This window comes from Nonomuraea sp. NPDC004186, assembly GCF_053603495.1.
This window is the reverse complement of record NZ_JBSGFQ010000020.1, coordinates 1-22,741: the sequence shown is the minus strand read 5'-3', so window position 1 is coordinate 22,741 and position 22,741 is coordinate 1. Positions and strand designations below refer to the sequence as shown.

The window sequence follows — 22,741 nt, the reverse complement described above, 5'->3', positions numbered from 1 at the left end:
GCGATGGCTCAACCCTGGCGGCACCGCCTCACCGCGTACTCACCACACGCTCACCACGCCTCACCGCCATTGCCAGCTGGGGTAGCCGCCGTCGAGGGCGCGGGCCGCGTAGCCGTGCTCGCTCAGGACGCGTACGGCCTCCGAGGACACCGCGCAGTACGGCCCGCCGCAGTACGCCACGATCTCCCTCTCCCTGGGCAGCTCGTCCAGGCGTTCGCGCAGCTCGGCCATGGGCAGGGAGATCGCCCCCGGCACGTGCCCGGCCGCGTAGTCGGCGGCCGGGCGCACGTCCACGACCAGCGTGCCGGGGTCGGCCAGGCGGGAGGCCAGCTCGTCGGCGGTCACCCCCTCAAGGGGCCCGAGCCGGGTCCGTACGGCGTCGCGCAGCTCGGCCAGCCGCCCCTCCGCGAACCCCCGCAACTCCGCCAGGAACCGCGACACCCGCTCGTCCGCCAGCCGGTAGTAGACCCGCTGGCCGTCCTTCCTGCTGGTCACCAGATGGACGGCCCGCAGCTGCTGGAGCTGGGCGGAGGTGTTCTTGAGCGCCACCCCCGCCGCCTGGGCCAGCTCCTCGACCGTGTGCTCGCGCTGGCCGAGCACGTCCAGCAGGCGCAGCCGCACCGGGCTGGCCAGGGCCTTGCCGATGCGGGCCAGCTGCTGGTAGATCGGCTCCTCCGGGGACTCGGACATCAGACCATGTACTGGTCGTGACGCAGGTACAGCTCGGTCCACTCCTCGGGGCCGAGCTCGCGGCCGGTGTTGGAGATGTCGGCGAGCTCCTCGAAGTACGCCTCGCGGGGCGCGCCCGGGGTGAAGAGGATCAACATGGAGGCCGGCTCGCCCGATTCGTTGCGGAATGCGTGCACGCCGCCCTCAGGCACGTACAGGAAGTCGCCGGGCTTCCCCTCGGCCCACTTCTCGCCGTTGAAGAGCCTGATGGTGCCGGACAACACGTAGAACGACTCGGTCATCGTGCGGTGGAAGTGCGCGCCGGGACCGGACGGGCGCGGGCCCATCTCCCACCGGTACAGGCCGAACGCGCCGTTCGTCGAGCCGCCCGTGCCGAGGTAGTGCACCTGCGTGCCGCTGGCCATCGACAGGTCGGGCGGGGTGTCCGCCGTGCGCAGGACACCACTGTGCTCGCCGGACTCTGCCAGGTATCGGGGCTCGGGGTAAGACATGTCCGCTCCTTCTCATGTTCTAAGGAATTTTAGAATATCCCCTTCGCTCCCGGCCGGCCAGATCACGATTTGGCGAAGCGCGCCGCGCCTCAGTGATCACGATCACTAGTTTCTGACCGAGCGCGAGGAGAGGAACAGCGCCCGATGCCGCTCGATCTCACCGCACTGCACGAGGCGGAGCTCCTGCGCGGCGCGCTCCGCGGGCCATGGCCACCGGCCGTCCTCCGCGCCTGCCGCCGGGCGCTCCCGCGCCTCCTCGCTCTCACCGGCCCCGAACGGCTCGAGTTCCTGCGCGCGATCGCCGCGGCCGAGGAGCCGGAGGCCCTGGCGGCACTGGACGCGGCAGGGCCGGGGACGTGGGCCCTGGCATGGGAGACCGGCGAGCGGCCCACGGCCTTCCACGTGTGCCCGGCCCGGCACGACGGCCCGGTCCGGGCGGTGGCGGTGGGCGAGTTCGGGGGCCGTACGTTCGTGGCCAGTGGCGGCGACGACCACGTGGTGCGGCTGCGCGACGCGTTCGACCAGTCGGGGCCGGACCTGGAGGGCCTTACGGCGAGCGTCCGCGCCTTGGCGTTCGGCGTGGTGAACGGCAGCCCGGTGCTGGCCGGCGGCGATCACGACGGCACCATACGCACGTGGGACCCGCTCACCGGAGCGCGCGGGTTCGCCCGAGAGACGACCGCGGGCCACCCGTCGGCCCTGGCCTTCGTCGCCGCCGAGGGCGGGCGGGTGCTGCTCGCCGTGGCGATCGGGTACGACGATGACGAGATCCTGGCCGCCGACCATGACGGGCGCGTCGACCTGCTGGACCCCGTCACCGGCGAGCTCGTACGCGAGCTGCGTGCGGAGTGGGACGAAACGGTGCTCGACCTCGCGGTGGCGAAGCTGGGAGAGCGTACGGTGCTGGCCTCCCTGGGCTACGACACGCTGTACGTGTGGGACCCGGCCACCGGCGAGCGGTTGGGCACCGCCGGACTGAACGATGTCTGGCCGGACCTGGAGAACGACGGGTTCGCTCCGCCCCTGCTCGTGGGCATGCGGAACGGGCGGCCCGAGATCGGCGTGGTGGTCCGGATCGAACACCCGCCGGACTACACGGTGCAGAGCCGCGAGTCGGTCTACCTGAAACTGGAGAACCTCGGCGATCGGGCCCGCGGCCGGGGGTTCGACCGCGACCAGGGTCCGGTGGCCATGACGACCCACGCCAGGCAGAACGTGATGCTCGTGGCGAACCACACCGACACCGGCCGGGCGTGGGAACGGCCCGCGAAGGCAGTGATCACGTACCTGGGCGACGGGACGGACGTCCATCTGGACGCCGACACCCGCCTGATCACGGCCGCCGCGTTCGGGAGCCTGGAGGGCGGCCTCTGCCTGGCCACGGCCGGGCTCGATGGAACGGTGCAGCTCTGGGACGCGCAGACGCCGCACCGGCACCGGCGGATCGGCTACGGCGGGTCGGGGCTGGCGCTGTTCACCACGGCGCAGGGCGCGCCCGCCCTGGCCGTCGGCACGCACAGTGACACCGTGCTCGTCGTGGACGCGGTGAGCGGAGAGAAGATCGGCTCGGTGGGCTGCCGCCAGAGCGGCCGCGGCCACGACTGCGACCTCTCGCCGTACGACCACTGCTGCCGAGGGCTCGCGGCCGGGAACGCGGCCGGTCGGCCGTACCTCGCGAGCAGCGGCTGCGCCGCGTACGGCACCATGCTGTGGCAGCCGCTGAGCAAGATCCGCGGGATCGCGCGGAAGGACGACGCCACGGGCGGCCGGGTCACCTTCGGCACCGGCGACCACGCCTCACCCACCGCTCTCGCCTTCGGCGAGGTCGACGGCCGCGTGCTGCTCGCAGCCGGGGCCGAGGTGTGGGACCCGGTCACGCAGGAGTGCGTGGCCAGGCTGCCCAGGTGGGGGTTCGCGCTGAGCGAGAGCGCCTTCGGCAGGGCCGGGGACCAGCCGGTGCTGGCCACCCGGCGCGACAGCGAGGTGGACCTCTGGAACCCGCTGACCGGCCGCCACCTCCAGGTGCTCGACGTGGACGACACCGGCGAGGGGCTGGCCATGGGCCGGATCGCCGACCGCGACGTGCTCGCCGTCGCCAGCGGCAGGTACGTGCACCTGTGGGACACCACCGCCTGGGAACGCCGCGAGTGGATATCGCACACCTCGACCGTCACCTGCCTGAGCCTCGCCGAGCACGGGGACCGGCGCCTGCTGGTGACCGGGACCGAGGACGGCACGGTGACCCTCTGGGACGCCGCCTCCCAGCGCCACCTCGCTGTCCTGGGCGCGTTCGCCCGCCCGGTCCGCTCCGTCGCGGCGACGACCATCCGGGGGAGCCTGCACGTGTACGGCCAGTCCCACTACGGCCGCGTGCTCGCCTGGCGAGTCGACGCTCCCTAGTCCTCCTCTTCGCCGTCCTCGTCCCAGTCGTCCCCGACCAGGTGCAGCGCCCATTCCGGGACCTCGTCCAGGTTGTTGCCGGAGGCGTCCAACTCCTCCAGCGACGTCAGGCCCGCCAGGCTTTCCGGCAGTTCCCCCAGCTCGTTGTCCGCGACGTCCAGGCGCGTCAGCGTCGCCAGGTCGCCGAGGGAGGCCGGGAGGCTTTCCAGGAGGTTCCCGTGGAGGTCGAGAAGCGTGAGGGACGGATACTCGCCGAGCCATTCAGGAACCAGGGTGATGTGGTTGTCGCTCAGGTCGAGCACGTTGAGCGAGCCGAAGCTCCGCAGGCAGGGCGGGACGGATGCGAAGGCGTTCCCGGCCAGACTGGGCTCTCGCAGGGAGGCGAGGCTCGCGAGTGGTTCGGGAAGGTCGCGGAGCCGGTTTCCGGTCAGGTTGAGCTCGCGCAAGGAGCGCAGCTCTCCCAGCCAATCCGGGACTTCCGCGATCTGATTGAAGGGTAAGCGCAGCCGAGTGATGCCGGTCAGCTCCCTCACGGACTCCGGAACCCGTTCGAGCCGGAGGTTTCCGAGGCTTCCTGTCGATCTGACAAAAAGCTATGGTGTCCTCATGCGCGCCGACCAATGGGAACCGCCGGCCGTCCTGCTCGCGGTCGATCTGGTGATCTTGACCCTCCGTGACGCACGCCTGCACGTACTGCTCGTCGAACGCGGGATCGAGCCCTACAGGGGCGCGCTCGCCCTGCCGGGAGGATTTCTCCGCGACGAGCACGAGGGCATCGAGGCGGCGGCGCGGCGGGAGCTGTCCGAGGAGGCCGGGCTGGTCGACGTGCATCTGGAGACGCTGGGGGTGTACGGCGAGCCGGGGCGCGATCCCAGAGGTCGCGTCGTGTCCGTCGCCCACCTGGCCATCGCGCCGCGCCTGCCGGAGCCCGTCGCCGGGACCGACGCGGCCGGCGCCTGCTGGACTCCGGTGGAGGACGCCTTGTCCTCCGGCGTGGAACTGGCGTTCGACCACAGGCGGATCATCGCCGACGGCGTCGAACGCGCGCGCACCAAGCTCGAGTACACCGCGCTCGCCACCGCGTTCTGCGGCGAGACGTTCACCATCTCGGAGCTCCAGCAGGTGTACGAGGCAGTGTGGGGGGTCCGGCTGGATCCCCGGAACTTCTACCGCAAGGTGCAGGGCTCACGTGGCTTCATCGTCGCGGACGGCCCGATGCGGCGCACGGCGAACGGCCGCCCCGCCCGGCTCTTCAGAGCGGGTCCGGTCCAGATGCTGAATCCCCCCATGGTCCGTTCGGTCCATGTCATGCCGCAGAGCGGATCGGCGGTTCAGACCGCAGCCGAGGAAGGCGGGCAGGCATGAACGAGCGTCCCATCGTGATCCTCACCGCACTGGACCTGGAGTATCAGGCCGTCCTGAAGCACGTGGCCGATCCGCGGCCGCATCGCCATTCCGCTGGCACGCGGTTCGAGGTCGGCAGGATCGCGGATGGCGGATGCCGGGTGGCCTTGGGACTGGTCGGCAAGGGAAACCATCCCGCCGCGGTGCTCGCCGAGCGGGCGATCGCGGAGTTTGCCCCGTACGCCCTACTGTTCGTGGGCGTGGCCGGGGCCCTCTGGCCCGACATCGGCCTGGGCGACGTGGTGGTTGCGACCCACGTGTACGCCTATCACGGTGGCACCAGCGAGGACGACGGGTTCAAAGCGCGCCCGCGCGTCTGGGAGATCTCCCACGAGCCGGATCAGATCGCCCGCCATCTCTACAGGAGCGGATCCTGGAGCCGGCGCCTGCCCGAAGGGGCAGCCGTGCCGAAGGTGCGCTTCGGGCCCATCGCGGCCGGCGAGGTCGTGCAGGACTCCAGGATCTCCGCGCACGCCCACTGGGTTCGCCAGACGTACAACGACGCGCTCGCCATCGAGATGGAAGCCGCCGGTGTGTCGCAGGCCGGCCACCTCAACAGGTCGCTGCCGACGGTCGTGGTGCGGGGCATCAGTGATCGGGCGGACGGCACCAAAGTGACCAGCGACGGAGCCGACTGGCAGGTGAGGGCGGTGGCCAACGCGGCGGCGTTCGCCATCGCCCTCGCGCAGGAATTGGCTCTGGAGCCGCACCACGGGCGATCTGCCGATGCGGCGGGGAACGGGAGGGCCGAGAGCGTGCGGATCATCGCCCGCGGCCATGCGCACGTGGGCGTGCAGGCAGCGAACATCTACGGCGACATCTTGATACCGCAGGCGTCAGGGGGTGTTCTCGATCCTGCGGCCCAGCTCATGGAGCTTCGCGACAAGCTCAGAAGGGCATTGAAGACCCACGAGTTGGACGAGGTCACCTTCGCCGCGGCGGAGGAAGAGATCGCCATCGCCACCGCATTTCTGTCAGAGCGCACCGGACACGGCACGCGAAAAGCAACGATCGCGCTCAAGAGACTGCGCGGTTTGCTGGCGGACGTGTCTGATCTGGCCTCGCACGTGTCGTCCGTCATCGCCGCGCTTTGAGGCCTCCGACGAGTGCCTCTGACGCCATGAACAAGTGGCTGGGATTCCTCGTAACTAGTGTGCAAGGCCCCGTACAGCTCCTTTTGTTTGATGGGTTCATCGACATACAGAGTCGATGAACGAGGCTGGGAGGTAGCCGATGTCGGAGCGGTATAAGAATGTCGCCGAGGGCAACGCTCGCGTCGGCGCACAGATCGGCAAGGTCGTGGGGAACGTCACCGTCGGATCCGCGCCACCCCGTGAGGATGATCTGCGGGCCCGGGTGGCCGAGCTGCGTGCGGCGATGCGCCGATCGGTCGCGTCGGGAGCGCTCGAGGCCGAGGTCCACAGAGCGGCGGAGGCCGAATTGGCCGAGGTCGACTCCTATCTCAAGAGCGGTGGCGATGAACGCCGCGGGAAAATGGTGCTCGCGCTGAAGAAAGTGCGGGGCCTGCTCGGCGACGTCGCCGACGTCGCGTCGATCGCCGCCGTCGTCCTCGCGGCGGGTCAGGGGCTGAACCGATGAACGGCGGCTGGCACGGCGCCACCAACGTCGCCATGGACGACGCGCATGTTGATGCGCAAATAGGCTATTTAAATGGAAATGTCACCATATATACCGTGGCTTCCAGTGATCCTCCACAGCGTAAATACGAGGTCGGGCTCGCGTATCTCAACGGAGACATGCCCCGGAGGGCAGAGCAGCTGATCGAGGAAGCGGCGATGTGCGGCCACGAGTCCAATGAAGTTGCCTATTACTGGGTCCTGGCGACGCTGAGCGATCGCACGCTCGACCATCTCGGGGAGACCGAGTTCGCCCACCTGGCGGCGGCCGGTGCGATGGCCGCGAGGTTCCCGCGCGACCCATGGCGGCAGGCGTTCGAGGCGGTGATGGAACTCACCCACTGTATCGCCGAGGACGATTCCGAGGCGCTCGACGACAAGCGCATGGCTGCCGCGATCGAGGCGTATCAGGCCCTGCCGAGGGAACGGCAGGACGAGATTCACCGCCACCTCGAAATGATCATGGGAGGGTGGATCCAGGACCGGATCGAGGCCCTGGAGAGAGACCATGTGAAGGAGATGCGCGTCAGCGGTAATCGCCGGCACCGTGTCTGGAAGTTCTTCGAACCCGTCCCCGAGCCGCCCAGGAAGACCATGCGGCCCAGGCCCGTCCTGGATCCCAGCAAGCGGTTCAAGGTCATCACCGGCGTAGTGCTCGGCGGGCTGGGAGCTCTCTGGATGGTCGGCCTCATGGCAGCGGACAGCCCGATCGCCCTGGCCGTCGTGCTCGTGCTGGTCGGGGCCTGGTTGATCGCCACCTTCAAGATCGGCCTGCCGCAGCGCTCCACGGACAAGCGTCCACAGCCGACGTGGCGGCACGCAGGCTTCGGCGAGGCGGTCTCGGCCAGCGTCGACCACTGGTTCGACAAGTCAGGGCCGTCCGATCCTGTTGCGGCACGGCAGTGGCAGTGGGCCAGCACACCGGTACGGGCGGCGCTGAAGGCCGACCTGCTTCACCTGTACGGCGGCGACCAGCAGTCGGTGGGGCCGATCAGGTGGCTCATCAGGTGGTACGCCAGTAACGCCGCGCAACAATTCCGCACCGGCGTCCAGCTGACTCCCAGCGGCCCACCGGCCGCCGTCGTGGCCGGCAACGCAGCACTGGTGCTCGCCGGGCTGATCGCGCTCGTCGGCACGGCGACCGCCAGCTTCCTCGGCATGCTCGGAGTCGGTCTTCTGCTGGGCCTGGCCGCGGCTACGGCCTGGTCCGACACGTTCGACTATCTTGCGGCGGTCATCCGCCATCCGCGTGACAACGAGGAGTCGCACCGGCGGTTCATCGCCGAGCAGCAGGAGTACGAACGCTGGTCCGGCGTGCTCGCCGACCGGCCCACCGACATTGAGATGGCCGCGTGGCTGGATTACGACAAGATGATGATCAAGTCGCAGGCCCTGAAGGACTACGGTCTGAGCAACCGCGATGTCATCGCGCACCTCACACTGACCGAGGCCGACGACCCCTGCCTGCGCGCTCGAGTACGATACGGCCCACCCCGCTACTCGGCCTACAAGGTGCTGCTCTTCCTGCTTACCGCGGGCGGCGTGCGGCAGGTCACCGTCAGACTTGACTTCGCCACGGCCACCACGCACAACGAGGAGCGCACCACGTTCAGGTACGAGATGATCGCCTCGGCAAGGGTCGTAGAGGCGAGCGTGCGCTTCGAACACGGCCGCCGGCACGTGCTGGTCCGAGACAAGATCCGCCCGTACGAACAGCCGAACCTGGTCTTCAGACGGGCTTTCCAGCTCTCGCTTGTCAATGCCTCCTCCATCGAGGTCCTCGTGGACAACTACGAGGAAGGCCTGATCGACCGTGTGCAGGAGAACATCAACTACCTCTACGCCCTGGCGCTCGACGTCTCGGGCGTGACAGGAGCGCTCAGGATCCTGGAGGCGGTGTCCGCGGAGGGCAGGGAGTGGCTCGCCCACGAACGCGACCGTCGCCGGCGCAGACTGCGCGACTTCCGAGAAAGCCAGAAACTCCCTGGCGCCGTCGGCACGCAGCAGCTGCCGATGATCCTGCCCGGCATGCGCGACGAGGTCCCCCCGGAGGACTGAACCCCATACCGCTGAACGGGTACGTCGAAGTTCGGCCACGGCGTAGGCATTGAGCGCCGTGGCGGCCGGGGCGATGTCCAAGGCGGGCTCCGTCGCGGCGACAGTGCTCGGGCACAGACCACCTCCTGGCTAACGTGACGGCAGGTCCACCAGGGCAGGCTGGGACATCGTGCGTCGCTCTGCCGGGAAGAGCCGGTAGAGCGTGTCACGGAGCGCCTCGTCCCGTACGGACGCGACGAACTCCTCAGCCGTGCTCCCGCACAGACGACGCAGCTCAGGGGACTCGTCCAGAAGGCACTGGATGAGCGCCCGCTGATCCGCGAGCCGTCTGGCCGCACCGGTCCCGTCCACCAGACACCCGTGCCGACCGACGTAGACGAAGCAGTGCGGGAGCAGAGCTCCGGATTCGAGCGTCACGGGATGGCGCTCGGCGGGCAGGCGGCGGCGCCAGTAGTTCGGTTCGGTGAGGTCGAGCGCGGCGAGCTCGCGTTCGTCGAGCCAGAGCACGAAGAGCCGCGAGGTCTCGCCCTGGGCCTCCACCGGCACGGCCGGCACGTAACCCCACCGGTTGACGTGCGCGGAGAAGCCCGGAGCGATGCCGTCCACCTCGGCGAGTGTCATGGGGATGACCGGCGGGATCCCATGGCCGGCGAACTTGCGGCGCATCTGACCGGGCGAGGCATTGGAGCCCACGGCGACGACCGGATGGCGCTCCGACATCGGGGAGCGGTCGAGCCGCGCCAGGAGCTCGCCCAGCGTCTCGTCTCCGGCCTGCCAGTCGTCCGCCGGGGCGGCCTCCTCTAAGCGCAGCTGCAGGTACGTGTCGTCCACCAGCACGCCGGAGGTGGTGGGGGTGTGTCCCGGGTAGGTCAGCGGCTGCGTCATGGGGTCACTGTGGAAAAGGTCCACGGCCTCGGCCACGGTCATGAAGCATCGAGTTCGTAGACGAGCGTGTGCCGGTCTCCCGGTGCGACCGTGACCATCACCCGCACCGGCCGGCCTTCGGCGTCGTAGCCGGTACGCATGTGCTCGGCCACCGGCGTGCCCGCAGGCAGCCCCAGCCGGGCGGACTCGTCCTTGGTGGGCATCCGGACCTGGATCTCGTCCACCAGCCGCTGCTGAGGGTGACCGATGGACGCGAGCAGGCCACCGGGGGCGCTCACGCTCTTCGGCTGCATCAGCGCCGTCCCCCTGGCCAGGTCCTCCGGGAAGTAGCTGTCGGCCACCTGGAAGGGAACGTCGTCCACGTACCGCACCCTGCGCCGGACCACCACGATGTCCTTCTCGGCGTCGAGTCTGAGGCGTTCGGCCACCTCTTTCGGCGGGATCTCCAGGCCGACGCTCACCTCCTGCAGGGGGACGCGGCCCTGGTCCTGGACCTCGGTCGCCCACGCGTCCGCGTCGGCACTGTGGCCTCCCCGGTGCTCGAAGTGGGACAGGTGCCAGCGCAGGCGCGCCTGCGAGCGCACGGTACGGCCGCGGCCCCGCCCGCTGCTGAGCAGCCCCTCGTTGGTGAGCTGCTGCAACGCCTGTCGCACCGTCTGACGCGACACACCATGTCTCTCTGCCAATTCCTGCTCTGGCGGCACCGTGTCTCCTGGCGCCAGTTCGCCTCGCTCTATCGACGTGCGCAGGGTGTCCGCGACGCGTTCGTACAACGCGCGGGGGTCGGATCCGGCCGGCACTTGAGTTCTCCTTGGGGACGATTTGTACGTACTCACCGTACCAAGAGACCCTATGGTGACCGCAAAATAACAGAACGTTATGATGACGCCTCGAGCCAGGCGACGATGCTGCGTACGTACCCGTCGACGTTCACCAGCGGACGGCCGTCAAGGATCCCGACGAGATGCCCGACCCCGAACAGGGCGTCGTAGGCGCGGGCGCGCCGGTAGGTCTCGGGGTCCACGGCCAGCCGGATCGTGTCCCAGCCGTGCCAGGCCATCAGGGCCGCGTCGATGGCGGGGTCGAACAGATGGGCCTGGTCCCAGTCGAGGACGCCGACCAACCTGCCGTCCCGGCCCCAGTGCACGTTGGCGCCGCCCAGGTCGCCGTGGACCAGCGCATCCGGTACGGGTTCCAGGGCCGATGCCGCCTCCAGGCGCCTGCGGCACTCATCCCGCCACCTGTCCGGCAGGCGCGGCACCACCTGCTGCGCCAGAACCTCGGCCCAGCCCTGCTCCCTGGGGGCGTAGAGCAGTTGCCTCAGCCGCGGCGTGACGGGCACCTCCCGCACGGCGCGCAGCAACTTTCCGATCTGATCCGGGTCGCCCTGTCCCTCGGGCTGCTCCTCCCCGTCGATCCACGAAACGGCGACCGCCGCGCGCTCACCGAACCGGGTCACGGGTGTGAGCGGCTCCGGCATCGCGAAGGGCAGCCCGGCGCCGGCGATCTCCCGCAACACCTCCATGCGGCGCGGCATCGCCTCCGCCGACGACGGTCGCTTGCTCACCCGTACGGCCGCGGTTCCCGGCAGGAGCACGACGTGATGGAGATTGCCCTCGGTGACCCGGGCGGAGTCGAGGGAGCGGCCGGGGAGGAGGGCGTCGGCGATCTCCAGCAGCTCGCCGGCGGACATGGGGCTTTCGGTCATGTTTCACCAACATCCGTGTCGCGGCGAGGCCGTCCAGAGAAAGGGCCGGATGTCTCTCCAGGCACCCGGCCAACGAGAAAGGCCGCTTCCGAAAATCGGAAGCGGCCTTCTACCTGGGTCGGGGTGGCGGGATTTGAACCCACGACCTCTTCGTCCCGAACGAAGCGCGCTGCCAAGCTGCGCTACACCCCGGTGCACGCCGGTCTTGCGCGTGCTTGGAAAAGTCTAGCGGACTCCAGAGGTAGTTGTGACCGCCTCAACGGCGAGGAACAAGGGTAAGCAGTGACGCCTCCGGGAAGCAGGCGAAGCGGGCGGGGGCGTAAGGGGAGGTGCCGAGGCCGGCCGAGACGTGGAGCCAGGCGTTGTCGTGGCGGCTCAGACCCTTCACGCGGGCCCGGTCGATGCCGCAGTTGGTCACCAGGGCGCCGTAGAACGGGATGCAGAGCTGGCCGCCGTGGGTGTGGCCGGCCAGAAGGAACTGGTAGCCGTCCGCGGCGAAGCGGGTCATGTTGCGGGGCTCGGGGGAGTGCATGACGCCCAGCCGGAGGTCGGCGTCGGCGGGGGCCGGGCCGGCGACGAGGTCGTAGCGGTCGCGGTTGATGTGGGAGTCGTGGATGCCCGCCACCGCCACGTCGAGGTCGCCCACCTTGATGCGGGCCGTGGTGTTGTTCATGTCGAGCCAGCCCTCGGCCGCCATGCCGGCCCCCAGCTCCTCCCAGGGCAGGGAGGGCACGTGCTGGCGGCGGTCGTTCTTGGAGGTGCGCCAGAGGTAGCGGGCCGGGTTTTTGGGCTTGGGCGCGTACAGGTCGTTGGAGCCGTAGACGAACAGGCCCGGGCGGGACAGCAGGGGCTCCAGGGCGTGCAGGAGCGAGGGGACGGCGTCCAGGTGCGCGATCGAGTCGCCGGTGTTGACCACCAGGTCCGGCTTCAGCGAGCCCAGGGAGCGGACCCAGTTGATCAGCATCGTACGGCGCGGCGTCAGGTGCAGGTCCGACAGATGGAGAATGCGTACGGGACGCTGACCGCGCTCCAGCACCGGCACGTCGAAGCGGCGCAGGCGGAACCAGTTGCGCTCCACCACAGAGGCGTAACCCAGCCCGGCCAGGCCGAGACCGAGCATGGACAATGGCACTGCGACGGCTTTCCTCACCTACTCATGATGCCCGACATCGGGTGCGCGGCGTCCGGACAGTCCGCGCAGACGGCAAGATGGAGCGCATGAGCGCATTGAAGGACAAGCTGAAGGCCGATCTGACGGCCTCGCTTAAGAGCCGGGACGAGCTGCGTCTCCGGACGATTCGGATGGCACTGGCCGCGGTGAACGTCGAGGAGGTCTCCGGCAAGGAGGCCAGGCAGCTGACCGACGACGAGGTCATCAAGGTGCTGACCAAGGAGGCCAAGAAGCGCAAGGAGGCCGCCGAGGCGTTCGGTAACGCGGGGCGGGCCGAGCAGGCGCAGGCCGAGCTGGACGAGCAGGCGGTGCTGGAGGAGTACCTGCCGGCGCAGCTCAGCGACGAGGAGCTGGGCGTCATCGTCGACGCCGCCATCGCGGAGACGGGCGCCGCCGGGCCGCAGGCCATGGGGCAGGTCATGAAGGTGGTCAACCCGAAGATCGCCGGGCGGGCCGAGGGTGGCCGCGTGGCCGCCATCGTCCGCGCCCGACTGGCGGGGTAGAGCAGCCTCCCGGGTGTTCCATCGCCCGCCGCCGGGCGTCGCGCCGCTCGGCGCCGGGGCCCGTGGCGCCCCAGAGGGCTCAGGGCTTGGCTTGGCGGCTTGCGTGGGGTCCTGGAGGGCCATCGGACCGCTGGGCCCTCAGAAGGGCCTGTAGGCGGTCTCAGCGGGCCGTGCGGCGGGTCCCCGCCGCACGGGTAGGCGGCGGGGCCCGGAGCGAGCCTCAGGCCCGTCACACGGCGGGGACCCGAAGTGGTGGAGTCAGCGGCCGCGGCCGTTGCCCGGGCCGTCGCCGCCGCGACCGTTGCCGGGCCCGTCCCCACGGTCCCCGTTCGGCGGGTCGAAGATGTCGAACGGGTCGCCGTCCCCGGTGGGCGGCCCTTCCTCGTCCTTGTCCTTCTTCTCGGGCTTCTTCGGCGCGCAGTTCTCCGTGCACCCGCCGAATCGCGACTGGTCCACCGGCATGAACTCCGCGGCCTCGACCCCCTTCAGGGCGGTCAGCATCGCGTCCTTCCAGATCCGCCCGGAGATGGAGGCCCCGTACACGTACGAGTAGTAGCGGCCCCCGATCGTGACCCCGATCAGCTCGTTGCCCCTGGTGCCGCGCGGGTCGCCCAGGCTGACGGCCGACGACATGTTGGGGGTGTAACCGGCGAACCAGGCCGACGCGTAGTTGTCGGTCGTGCCGGTCTTGCCGGCCGCGTCGCGCCCGATGCCGCCCACCTCCGTCATCGTGCCCTTGGTGAACACGCCGGACAGGATGCCGCTGACCGCGTCGGCGACCTCCTCCTCCAGGACCTGGGAGCACTTCGGCTTGTACTGCTTCGCCTTGCCGTTCCTGTCCTTGATCTCCGTGATCGCCAGCGGCTTGCAGTACTGCCCGCGCGAGGCGAAGACGGCGTACGAGCTGGCGATCGTCACGGGGTCGACCTCGTTGACCCCCAGCGTGAACGTCTCCACCTCCGACAGCTTCTGCCCGTCGGCCCGCTTGACCCCGAGCTTCTTGGCCATCTTGACCACGCTGCAGAGCCCGACCTTCTCCTCGAGCTTGAGGAAGAACGTGTTGACCGAGCCCCAGGTGCCGGTCTGCAGCGTCTTGAAGCCGCCGCCGCCCTCGCTGGAGTTGTGCACGGTGTGGGACGGGTCGCCGACGTTGTCGCCCTTGCAGTTCTTGAACGTGCTGTAGCCGCCGGCCTGGTAGCCCGCCGGCGCCGGGAAGCCGTCGCCGTACTTCAGGCCCTCCTCCAGCGCCGCGGCCAGCGTGTAGACCTTGGCCGTCGAGCCCTGCTGGAACCCGCGACCGCCACCGTGCGCCGCGTCGGCCACGATGTTGTAGCTCATCTCGTTCTTCTTCTTGCTCCCGCCGAACTTCCGCGAGGCGGCCATGGCCTTGATCTCGCCGGTGCCGGGAACGACCATGGCCTGCGAGGCCACGGGCTTGTCCTTCTTGGAGACGTACTTCTTGATCGCCTTGTCGGCGGCGGCCTGCATCTTCGGGTCGATCGTGGTCTTGATCGTCAGACCGCCCCGCTGGAGCAGCTTCTTGCGCTCGTCCTGGTTCTTGCCGAAGTCCTCGTTGTTGAGGATCTCGTACTGGACGTAGAGGCAGAAGTACGGATATTTGCTGGCTTCGCAGCCGCCGGGCGCCTTGATGTTCTTCCAGCCCAGCTTCTTCGCCTTGGCCTCGTCGGCCTCCTGCCGCGAGACCTTGCCGATCTCGGCCATCCGGTCGAGCACGATGTTGCGCCGCTGCAGCAGCCGCGCCCGCGACTCGGGGCCGACGCTCGGGTCGGTGCGGGCGGGGTTCTGGACGGCGCCGGCCAGGGTGGCGCTCTCGACGAGGCTGAGCTCGGATGCGGGCTTGTCGAAGAAGCGCCGGGCCGCGGCCTGGATGCCGTGGGCGCCCGCGCCGAAGTAGGCGATGTTCAGATATTTCTCGAGAATCTGGTCTTTCGAGTACTTCTTCTCGATCGCCATCGCGTTACGCAACTCGGACAGCTTGCGGGAGAGCGTCGGGGCGATGGCCGCCGCCTGCTCCTCGGGAGTCTCGGCCGCGTTGACCAGCACCTGCTTGACGTACTGCTGGGTGATCGACGAGCCGCCCTGCATCACGCCGCCGCCCGACAAATTCTTCACGAGCGCTCTGGCCGTTCCCTCAACATCGATCGGCCCGTGCTGGTAGAAACGGAAGTCCTCGATCGCGATCAGCGCCGTTTGCATGATCGGGGCGACCTGGTCAAGGCGGACAGACTGCCGGTTTTCAAAGTAGAACTGCGCGAACTGCTTGCCGTTGGCGTCCTTCAGGATGGTGCGCTCAGGAAGAGGGGGTTCGTCGAGCTCTTCAGGCTTGAGGTTGAGGCTTTCCACAGCGCTCTTCGTGGAGATCCCCGCCCCTCCGACCGCAGGCAGGGCCACGGCTGCGGCCAGCACCCCGGCGACCGATCCGGCGATGATCAGACGCAGGATGGCGAGGACGGGGTTGGAGCGATCTTTGCGCTGCGCTTGCACGCTACCAAGAGTACGTGGAAAGACTGACCGAATCGGTAGCGCGACACCATTTCGCCTTGACTGATGGGGGTGACTAGTCATTCCCGGTCAAGATGGCCGCGAGAAATTGGTCCTCTGGGGTCTGTCGGCCCGAACGTGAAGTTGCGTACGTTCTCCTCTGCGGCAACTGAATACGGAGGCTCGGCGCCCGCGCCCGTCGGCCCCAAATGACGACTGACCACCTAAGGGGAGTGGGGTCGAACAATGTGGATCACGGATTGGACCTCCCGTGCCGCCTGTAAGGGTGCGGATCCGGATGCCCTGTTCGTGCAGGGCGCCGCGCAGAACAGGGCCAAGCTCATCTGCCGGGGTTGCCCGGTTCGTACTGAATGCCTCGCCGATGCGCTGGACAACCGCATCGAGTTCGGGGTGTGGGGCGGTATGACCGAGCGCGAACGGCGTGCGCTGCTTCGACGGCGGCCTGACGTGGACTCGTGGCGAGACCTGCTCGAGTCGGCCAAGGAAGAGTACGAACGAACCAACGAGCTGATCGCGGGCTGATCCAAGCCCGGCGAGCCGTAGTACGGCCGGCGCCGTCCGCCGGCCGTACTTTCATGCGCTCGCCAGCAAGTCCCCGATCTGCCGCAGACCAGTGAGATCGTGGACGTCCTCGGACATGGCGCGAACCTGCACCACGGGCACCGTGGGGTGGGCCGAGACGAAATGCTCCTGCTCGCGATGCTCGCGAGCGGTGAGCTGCATTCGCCCGGCGTGCAGCCGCAGCACGGCGGCGGTCAGCTCATGCTCGCCCCGCGCCTCCAGGTCTTCGGCGGCCGCGGCGCTACGGGCGGCCGAGAGGACCGAGGCGGGTGACATGTGCACACGGTTGACCACAAGGCCGGCCAGTGGCATGCGCTCTTCGGCGAGCCTTTCGACGAAGTAGGACGCCTCCCGCATGGCGTCCCGCTCGGGCGCGGCCACCACGAGGAAGGCCGTGCCGGGGGCCTGCAGCAGCTGGTACGTCATCTCGGCCCGCTGCCTGAAGCCGCCGAAGACGGCGTCGAGCGCGGACACGAACGTCTGCAGATCCTTGATCACCTGCGCGCCGAGCAGCTTGGTCATCGCTCCGGCCATCAACCCGAACCCGGCGTTGAGGAGCCGGAAGGCGCTGCGTCCGCCGGCCTTGGCCGGTGCCGTCAGCAGCCGGATGAACCGTCCGTCGAGGAAGCGCCCGAGCCGCTCGGGCGCGTCGAGGAAGTCGAGCGCGGACCGCGACGGCGGCGTGTCCACGATGATCAGGTCCCACTCGTCCGACCGGCGCAGCTGGCCCAGCTTCTCCATGGCCATGTACTCCTGCGTGCCGGCGAAGCTGGAGGAGAGGGACTGGTAGAAGGGGTTCGACAGGATCTGGCGGGCCCGCACGGGATCGGCGTGCGCCTCGATGATCTCGTCGAACGTGCGCTTCATGTCGAGCATCATCGCGTAGAGCTGGCCGCCGCCCTCGGGCGAGCTGACCAGGCGCGGGGTGTTGTCGAGCTCGGTCAGTCCCATCGACTGGGCCAGCCGGCGCGCGGGGTCCACGGTGAGCACGACGGCGCACCTGCCGCGTTCGGCGGCCCGCAGCCCGAGCGCCGCGGCGGTCGTGGTCTTGCCCACCCCGCCGGCTCCGCAGCAGACGATGATCCTGGTGCCGGGGTCGTCGAGTATCGCGTCGATGTCGAGTGCGGCGGGCTTCTTCACGCTGCTCCTTGGGTGCGCATGCTCTCTGCCAGCTCGTACAGGCCGGCCAGGTCGACGCCGTCGGCCAGCAGCGGCAGCTCGTAGCTCTTCAGCCCGGCCTCGCCCAGCGACTCGCGCTCGGCGCGCTCCAGCTCGGTGCGGTGGGCGTGCTCGGAGATCTCCTCGGCGAGCGCCTCGGCGATCGCCGAGGCCTCCGCCCCGTCGGCCACCCCGGCGGCCTTCAGCCCGAGCACCAGCTCCCCGGGGTCGAAGCGGCCCTTGACAGCTGTGTCAAGAGCGGCCTGCGGGATCAGTGATTCGCGCACCATATTGACGAAAATTCCCCCTGCGGGGAGCCCGGCCGAACGCAATTCGGTGATGCCGTCGAGCGTCTCCTGCACGGGCATCTCCTCCAGCAGCGTCACGAAGTGCACCGCCGTCTCAGGAGATTTCACGACCCCGTTGACCAGGTCGGAGTGGTTCTTGATCGGCCCGACCTTGGCCAGGCCCGCCACCTCCTGGGTGACGTTCAGGAAGCGCGTGATGCGGCCCGTGGGCGGCGCGTCGAGCACGACCGCGTCGTAGATCCTGCGGCCGTTCTTGCCCCGCCTGCGCACGGCCTCGGTCGTCTTGCCCGTGACGAGCACGTCGCGGAAGCCGGGGGCCACGGTGGTGGCGAAGTCGACGACGCCCATCTTGGTCAGCGCCCGGCCCGCGCGGCGCATCCCGTAGAACATCTCCATGTACTCGAGCATGGCCTCCTCGGGATCGACGGCCAGCGCGTACACGTCGCCGCCGGAGGGCGCCACGGCGATCTTGCGCTCCTCGTAGGGCAGCGGCGGCAGGTCGAAGATCTGCGCGATGCCCTGCCTGCCCTCGACCTCGACGAGGAGCACCTTGCGACCGCCCGCGGCCAGCGCGAGCGCGAGAGCGGCGGCCACGGTCGTCTTGCCGGTGCCGCCCTTGCCGGTGACGACGTGCAGCCGCACACCGGCCCAATCCGTGTCCGGAGAGTCCACTATTCGAGGCTACCGAAGGGTCACTTGCCGGAGGCCGACGACCACCGTTTGAGATTGCTCACACCCAGACGGGAACTTGACGGCGACCACGGTCTTGAGCAGGCACAAGGCAGGCCGGCGGGCGGGTTTCTTATGAGAAGCTGACCTTCATGAAGAAATGGGAGTACCTCACCGCCCCGGTGTTGATCCACAACACCAAGATGATCCTGGACAACTTCGGCGCCGACGGCTGGGAGCTGGTCCAGATCGTTCAGGGTGCCTCGCCGGAGCAGCTCGTCGCCTACTTCAAGAGGGAGAAGCAGTGACCCCCGAGCAGAAGATCGCGGATCTCGGCCTGACGCTGCCCGAGGTGGCGGCGCCGGCGGGCGCCTACGTGCCGGCCGTGCGCACGGGCAACCTCGTCTACACCTCCGGCCAGGTGCCGTTCGTGGACGGCAAGCTGCTGCGGACCGGCAAGCTCGGGGCCGACCTGACCACCGAGGAGGGCGCGGAGCAGGCCCGCATCTGCGCGCTCAACGCGCTTGCCGCCCTGAAGGCCGAGGTCGGTGACCTGCAGAAGGTCGTGCGGATCGTCAAGGTCGTGGTGTTCGTGGCCAGCGATCCGTCCTTCACCGAGCAGCCCAAGGTCGGCAACGGCGCCAGCGAGCTGCTCGCCGAGGTGCTGGGTGAGCCGGGCAGGCATGCCCGCAGCGCCGTGGGCGTGGCCGTCCTCCCGCTGGACGCACCTGTGGAAGTGGAGCTGATCGCCGAAGTAGCGTCTTGAATTCCCTTTAGCTCCCTGAAGGAATCAGGCAACTCGGACGGGCGTAGCATGAGCCGCTCCCGTGTTCGGCAAGTGCGAGCACAGGGGTGGCTTTGGTGTGGTGGAAGCCGGTCCGGTGGTGAGAATTCCTGACATGCCCTGCCGGGTACGGCTGGTGCCGTTCCGGCTGAGGTGCACGGCCCGCCGGACGCTGTCCGTTCCCTGTGGGGGTTGGGGCGGGCACCGTGCGCCGGTCGGGCACACGGCTGGAGGCCATCGCATCGTTCCCCGAGTTGTTCGGGGCGCGTCTGGGCCGTTTCGGGGTGGGACGGTTCTTGGATCTGTCGCGTGCCGCCGGTCGGGGGTGCAGATCGGTTTGGGTGCGGCGGGCGCGCCGGGCCGCCCGAGTGGGCCGGCGCGGCCGGCGGGCGCGGGCCACGTTGCCCTCCACCGCCGTGGGGATCGTGCGGGCGCCGGTGGTGCGGTGGGTGCGGGTGGCGTGCTGGCCGAGCAGGCCACGGGAGGCGATCCGCTCAGCCGCCCCCCAATCCCGATCACAGGAAAGACCGCAGGCCGGGCAGTACGCCCATGTCCAGCCCTTCTCGGTGAGCCGGTCGGGGGCCGGGCAGTGCCGGAGCACCGACGAGCCGTTCCCGCACCGGGGGCAGTATTTGGAGGTGCCGCGGGCTGGGACGGTGACCACGGCGATGGTGTGCTTGGCCGCCAGGTGCCGGATCGCTGCAACGATCTGCCCGCGCACCTGTCCCGACAGCCTCGCGTTCGCTCGTCCTCTGCGCCCACGCGCTTGCAGGGTGGCCAGGTCTTCCAGGTAGATGACCGTAGCTTTGGCGGCTCTGGCCTGGTCGACCGCCCAGCGTGCCGCCGACCAGGCCAGCGCCCGGTTCAGATTGCGGATGCGTGCGCACACCCGCTCGTGCTCGACACCGATGCGACGGTAGGCCGCCGCCAGCTTCTCGTGGCGGGGGTCGGCGAGCGTGATCCCGGCCAGGAGCCGCTGCTGGTGCTGGTGTTTGGTGGCCAGATGCGCACGTTCGGCCCGCAGCCGGTGCAGCTTGGCGGAGATGCCGGTTGCGTCGTAGGTCAATGGCCGTCCGTCGGACAGGACCCGGCCGTCCGCCAGCCGCGCGGCGGTGCCGGTCAGCAGCGTGTTGACGCCCCAGTCGAACCCGCAGCCGATCGTATGACCGGTGGCGGGTGCGACATCGACGGGGATCTGGAACGGCAGATCGACGCGCACCCGGCCCTTGACCACCCGCAGAGTGGGCGTGCACAACGTCCCTTGCGGCGGGACGGTCGGTGGCAAAGAGATCGGCAGCAGGTGCCAGGCCCAGTCCTTGGCGGAAGTGGGAGATGCGACCAGGGGAAGCCGCACCCGCAAACGGGCGCCTCGGCTGCCGGCGCGTTCCAGGGTGACCAGTTGCCGATCGGCCGCGGCGAGCACGATCTGCGCCGCGACTTTCGGCGGCTCCTCCAGATCGGTGAGATCGGCCGGCAGTGCGCCGTGCTCGCCGTGGTAGACGCGGATCTGCCTGGTCCGATTACGCACCTCCGCCGCGCTCACCCCGTCAGGCAACGCCATGCGCAGCGCGTCCCATTCGGCGCTGGTACGCTCCGGCGGATCCTGCGGCCAGGTGGTCACGATCGCCGCCACCAGGCGACGCCGGTGCAGCGCCAGCCGCAACGCCCGTGCGGCCTGCTCTTGTGCGCACCGCAGCACCCGATCGCAGACGTACACGCCGACAGCCGGAGCCACCGCCCAGCCGAGCCTCCGCACGGCCATCCAGCCCTTCGCCGGCAATGCCCGCCCGTCCAGCCCAACCCCGCAAGCCAGGGCATCCAGATCCGGCCCGTTCCATCGGGCCGCGACAAGACGCGCGGCCAACTCCCGCGCCAGGCAGGTCAGCCAGGCCACTCGTCGTACCAGCAGCGGCTGAGCAACGACCTCGCCGGTCTTCTCCACCATCGCGGTATGAGCGGTGCACGGCGCGGTCGCGGTGAGCTTACTCATGCACCGCTCCTTGGGCTGAGAGGCGGCACCGACCTGTGTATTGCGAGACCTGCACCTCACCCACCCCATCGCCACAATTTGTGACCGCAATACTACCAAGAGTTTGTACGCTGTCGAACGTATGAGCGATGCTTATTTGCCGGACACCCAACGCGTCTCTCGACGCACCGCGCCCCATGCGCCTGCGTCGCCGACTCAAAGAGGGCGGCAAAGGATTGCGGCAGAACTACAGACCTGCATGGCGAATATGAGAAACAGTTCATACCCTGAGGCACTATGACCGATGTGACCGGATTGCCGCTTCCAGCCGAGCTAGCCGCGCGGGCGCGGGACCTCCTCGAGGGGCGGGTCGAGCCGGTCCCGACCCGCGACGCCGCCACCGTGGTGATCCTGCGAGGGAGCGCCTCGCCGGAGGTCTACCTGCTGCGGCGGAAGGCCACGATGGCCTTCGCGGCGGGCGCGTACGTCTTCCCCGGCGGCTCGGTGGACGCCCGCGACACCGACCAGGCCGTGGCCTGGGCCGGCCCGTCACCGGCCGAGTGGGGCACGGTCTTCAACGCGAGCGAGCAGGTCGCGCGCGGGCTGGTGTGCGCGGCCGTACGCGAGACGTTCGAGGAGTCCGGCGTGCTGCTGGCGGGTCCCGGGCCCGATTCCGTGGTCGCCGACACGACGGGCGACGACTGGGAGTCCGACCGGCTGGCGCTGATCGACAGGAGCCTGGGCTTCGCCGACTTCCTCGCCGGGCGCGGCCTGGTGCTCCGGTCCGACCTGCTCAAACCGTGGGCCCACTGGATCACCCCGGAGATCGAGCACAGGCGCTTCGACACGCGGTTCTTCGTCGCCGTGCTCCCGGAGGGCCAGCGCACCCGTGACGTCGGCGGTGAGGCCGACCAGGTGGCCTGGAAGCGCCCCGCGGAGGCGATCGAGCTGGCGCACCGGGGGGAGATCTTCCTGATGCCGCCGACGTACCACACGCTGAGCGAGCTGGCGGCCCACGACGGCATGGCGGGGATCCTGGCCGAGTCCAGGGAGATCGTGCCGATCATGCCGAAGGCCGTGGAGATCCAGGGCGAGATGCGGCTGGTGACCCGGTGAGCGGGCTGCACATCCCGATCGGGACGCCCGACGGCTCCCGTACCGAGCACGCCGAGAACCTGCTCGCGCCCAACCCGTCCGCCATGACGCTCGACGGCACCAACACCTGGGTCATCGGCGGGGACGAGGTGGTGGTGATCGATCCGGGGCCGGAGGACGAGTCGCATCTGCGCCGCGTACGCGATCACCTCGGGGAGCGGCGCGTCACCGAGATCCTGCTCACCCACGGGCACTTCGACCACAGCGGCGGCGCCAGGCGCTTCGCCGAGATGGTGGGCGCCCCCGTCCGGGCGCTCGATCCGCGGCACCGGCTGGGCGAGGAGGGGCTGGCCGACGGCGACGTGGTGAGCGTGGCGGGCCTGGAGATCCACGTGTACGGCACGCCGGGCCACTCGTTCGACTCGCTCTGCTTCTGGCTGCCGCAGGACCGCGCGATGCTGACCGGCGACACCGTGCTCGGCCGGGGCACCACGATCATCGCCCGCGACGGCGGCCTGGCCGACTATCTCCGCAGCCTCGACCGGCTCAGGGCGGCCGCGGAGGGCCTGGAGGCGCGGGCGCTGCTGCCCGGCCACGGTCCCGTGCTGCCCGACCCGATCGCCGCGCTCGACGGCTACATCGCGCACCGGCGGCAGCGCCTCGACCAGATCAGGGCGGGGGGCGCGGCCCGGGGCGGGGCGCGCCGGGGGTGTGGGGGGCTCTGTTT

The 22,741-nt window shown here is 69.5% G+C and carries 22 protein-coding genes and 1 tRNA gene; 11 read left to right on the top strand and 12 right to left on the bottom strand.

The genetic code is table 11. From position 1 onward, the window contains the following. Window positions 1–60 precede the first annotated feature (60 nt). Both ACWEPL_RS18510 and ACWEPL_RS18505 read right to left on the bottom strand, forming a co-directional pair. Complete coding sequence (locus ACWEPL_RS18510; protein WP_363977001.1) at window positions 61–690, bottom strand: ArsR/SmtB family transcription factor; 630 nt, start codon at window positions 688–690, stop codon at window positions 61–63. Then, window positions 690–1,181 carry a cupin domain-containing protein gene (locus ACWEPL_RS18505; RefSeq protein ID WP_350732684.1) on the bottom strand — a complete coding sequence of 164 codons (492 nt, stop codon included), beginning with the start codon at window positions 1,179–1,181 and terminating at the stop codon, window positions 690–692. Before ACWEPL_RS18505 ends, ACWEPL_RS18510 begins: the two co-directional genes overlap by 1 nt. A 144-nt stretch (window positions 1,182–1,325) precedes the next feature. Here ACWEPL_RS18505 and ACWEPL_RS18500 point away from each other — a divergent pair, with 144 nt between their 5' ends. After that, window positions 1,326–3,581 (top strand): WD40 repeat domain-containing protein, encoded by a 2,256-nt coding sequence (locus tag ACWEPL_RS18500; protein WP_452436907.1) that lies wholly within the window; start codon window positions 1,326–1,328, stop codon window positions 3,579–3,581. Here the strand turns inward: ACWEPL_RS18500 and ACWEPL_RS18495 are convergent. After that, the gene (locus ACWEPL_RS18495; protein ID WP_452436906.1) at window positions 3,578–4,027 is read right to left on the bottom strand and encodes a leucine-rich repeat domain-containing protein; all 450 of its coding nucleotides are present in this window, start codon (window positions 4,025–4,027) and stop codon (window positions 3,578–3,580) included. The genes ACWEPL_RS18500 and ACWEPL_RS18495 overlap by 4 nt on opposite strands. A 160-nt stretch (window positions 4,028–4,187) precedes the next feature. Here ACWEPL_RS18495 and ACWEPL_RS18490 point away from each other — a divergent pair, with 160 nt between their 5' ends. From ACWEPL_RS18490 to ACWEPL_RS18475, 4 genes are all read left to right on the top strand, one after another. Then, a complete protein-coding gene (locus ACWEPL_RS18490) occupies window positions 4,188–4,946 on the top strand; it encodes an NUDIX hydrolase (protein WP_363976989.1) in 759 nt (252 codons plus the stop codon). Next, entirely contained in the window at window positions 4,943–6,079 is a 1,137-nt protein-coding gene (locus tag ACWEPL_RS18485) for a 5'-methylthioadenosine/S-adenosylhomocysteine nucleosidase family protein (RefSeq protein WP_452436905.1), read from the top strand. The genes ACWEPL_RS18490 and ACWEPL_RS18485 overlap by 4 nt, the downstream gene beginning before the upstream one ends. Before the next feature lie 139 nt (window positions 6,080–6,218). Continuing rightward, entirely contained in the window at window positions 6,219–6,584 is a 366-nt protein-coding gene (locus ACWEPL_RS18480; RefSeq protein ID WP_363976984.1) for a hypothetical protein, read from the top strand. Then, window positions 6,581–8,680: a hypothetical protein gene (locus tag ACWEPL_RS18475; protein ID WP_452436904.1), complete on the top strand. Its 2,100-nt coding sequence runs from the start codon at window positions 6,581–6,583 to the stop codon at window positions 8,678–8,680. The genes ACWEPL_RS18480 and ACWEPL_RS18475 overlap by 4 nt, the downstream gene beginning before the upstream one ends. Window positions 8,681–8,809: 129 nt before the next feature. Here ACWEPL_RS18475 and ACWEPL_RS18470 read toward each other — a convergent pair whose 3' ends face one another. The 5 genes from ACWEPL_RS18470 to ACWEPL_RS18450 form a co-directional block, all read right to left on the bottom strand. Continuing rightward, window positions 8,810–9,565 carry a hypothetical protein gene (locus tag ACWEPL_RS18470; protein ID WP_452436903.1) on the bottom strand — a complete coding sequence of 252 codons (756 nt, stop codon included), beginning with the start codon at window positions 9,563–9,565 and terminating at the stop codon, window positions 8,810–8,812. A 38-nt stretch (window positions 9,566–9,603) separates the two neighbouring features. After that, window positions 9,604–10,365, bottom strand: coding sequence for a GntR family transcriptional regulator (locus tag ACWEPL_RS18465; protein ID WP_363976975.1), 762 nt, complete (start codon window positions 10,363–10,365; stop codon window positions 9,604–9,606). A 77-nt stretch (window positions 10,366–10,442) separates the two neighbouring features. Next, window positions 10,443–11,273, bottom strand: coding sequence for a phosphotransferase family protein (locus tag ACWEPL_RS18460; RefSeq protein WP_452436902.1), 831 nt, complete (start codon window positions 11,271–11,273; stop codon window positions 10,443–10,445). Window positions 11,274–11,391: 118 nt separating this feature from the next. Continuing rightward, window positions 11,392–11,465: transfer RNA gene (locus ACWEPL_RS18455), tRNA-Pro, on the bottom strand. Window positions 11,466–11,529: 64 nt separating this feature from the next. After that, window positions 11,530–12,393: a metallophosphoesterase gene (locus ACWEPL_RS18450; RefSeq protein ID WP_350732739.1), complete on the bottom strand. Its 864-nt coding sequence runs from the start codon at window positions 12,391–12,393 to the stop codon at window positions 11,530–11,532. A 98-nt stretch (window positions 12,394–12,491) separates the two neighbouring features. Between ACWEPL_RS18450 and ACWEPL_RS18445 the strand changes: the two genes are divergently transcribed. Continuing rightward, window positions 12,492–12,947, top strand: coding sequence for a GatB/YqeY domain-containing protein (locus ACWEPL_RS18445; protein WP_363976969.1), 456 nt, complete (start codon window positions 12,492–12,494; stop codon window positions 12,945–12,947). Between the two features lie 258 nt (window positions 12,948–13,205). On the opposite strand, the gene ACWEPL_RS18440 is transcribed toward ACWEPL_RS18445, so the two are convergent. Further along, on the bottom strand, window positions 13,206–15,452 hold the full coding sequence (locus ACWEPL_RS18440; protein WP_452436901.1) for a transglycosylase domain-containing protein: 2,247 nt from the start codon (window positions 15,450–15,452) through the stop codon (window positions 13,206–13,208). Window positions 15,453–15,695: 243 nt separating this feature from the next. Here ACWEPL_RS18440 and ACWEPL_RS18435 point away from each other — a divergent pair, with 243 nt between their 5' ends. Beyond that, the gene (locus ACWEPL_RS18435; RefSeq protein ID WP_090771382.1) at window positions 15,696–15,992 is read left to right on the top strand and encodes a WhiB family transcriptional regulator; all 297 of its coding nucleotides are present in this window, start codon (window positions 15,696–15,698) and stop codon (window positions 15,990–15,992) included. A gap of 51 nt (window positions 15,993–16,043) precedes the next feature. Here ACWEPL_RS18435 and ACWEPL_RS18430 read toward each other — a convergent pair whose 3' ends face one another. Next, the gene (locus ACWEPL_RS18430) at window positions 16,044–17,171 is read right to left on the bottom strand and encodes an ArsA family ATPase (RefSeq protein ID WP_363976962.1); all 1,128 of its coding nucleotides are present in this window, start codon (window positions 17,169–17,171) and stop codon (window positions 16,044–16,046) included. Beyond that, the gene (locus ACWEPL_RS18425) at window positions 17,168–18,169 is read right to left on the bottom strand and encodes an ArsA-related P-loop ATPase (RefSeq protein WP_350732703.1); all 1,002 of its coding nucleotides are present in this window, start codon (window positions 18,167–18,169) and stop codon (window positions 17,168–17,170) included. Before ACWEPL_RS18425 ends, ACWEPL_RS18430 begins: the two co-directional genes overlap by 4 nt. A 149-nt stretch (window positions 18,170–18,318) precedes the next feature. On the opposite strand from ACWEPL_RS18425, the gene ACWEPL_RS18420 reads away from it, so the two are divergent. Further along, a complete protein-coding gene (locus ACWEPL_RS18420) occupies window positions 18,319–18,474 on the top strand; it encodes a DUF4177 domain-containing protein (protein ID WP_217708645.1) in 156 nt (51 codons plus the stop codon). Continuing rightward, entirely contained in the window at window positions 18,471–18,932 is a 462-nt protein-coding gene (locus tag ACWEPL_RS18415; protein ID WP_350732705.1) for a RidA family protein, read from the top strand. Before ACWEPL_RS18420 ends, ACWEPL_RS18415 begins: the two co-directional genes overlap by 4 nt. A 7-nt stretch (window positions 18,933–18,939) precedes the next feature. Here the strand turns inward: ACWEPL_RS18415 and ACWEPL_RS18410 are convergent, their stop codons facing one another. Continuing rightward, a complete protein-coding gene (locus tag ACWEPL_RS18410; protein ID WP_452436900.1) occupies window positions 18,940–20,940 on the bottom strand; it encodes a zinc ribbon domain-containing protein in 2,001 nt (666 codons plus the stop codon). A gap of 276 nt (window positions 20,941–21,216) precedes the next feature. Between ACWEPL_RS18410 and ACWEPL_RS18405 the strand changes: the two genes are divergently transcribed. Further along, a complete protein-coding gene (locus ACWEPL_RS18405) occupies window positions 21,217–22,035 on the top strand; it encodes an NUDIX hydrolase (RefSeq protein WP_452436899.1) in 819 nt (272 codons plus the stop codon). Further along, a partial coding sequence (locus ACWEPL_RS18400; RefSeq protein WP_452436898.1) for an MBL fold metallo-hydrolase occupies window positions 22,032–22,741 on the top strand: 710 nt, incomplete at its 3' end. The genes ACWEPL_RS18405 and ACWEPL_RS18400, both read left to right, overlap by 4 nt.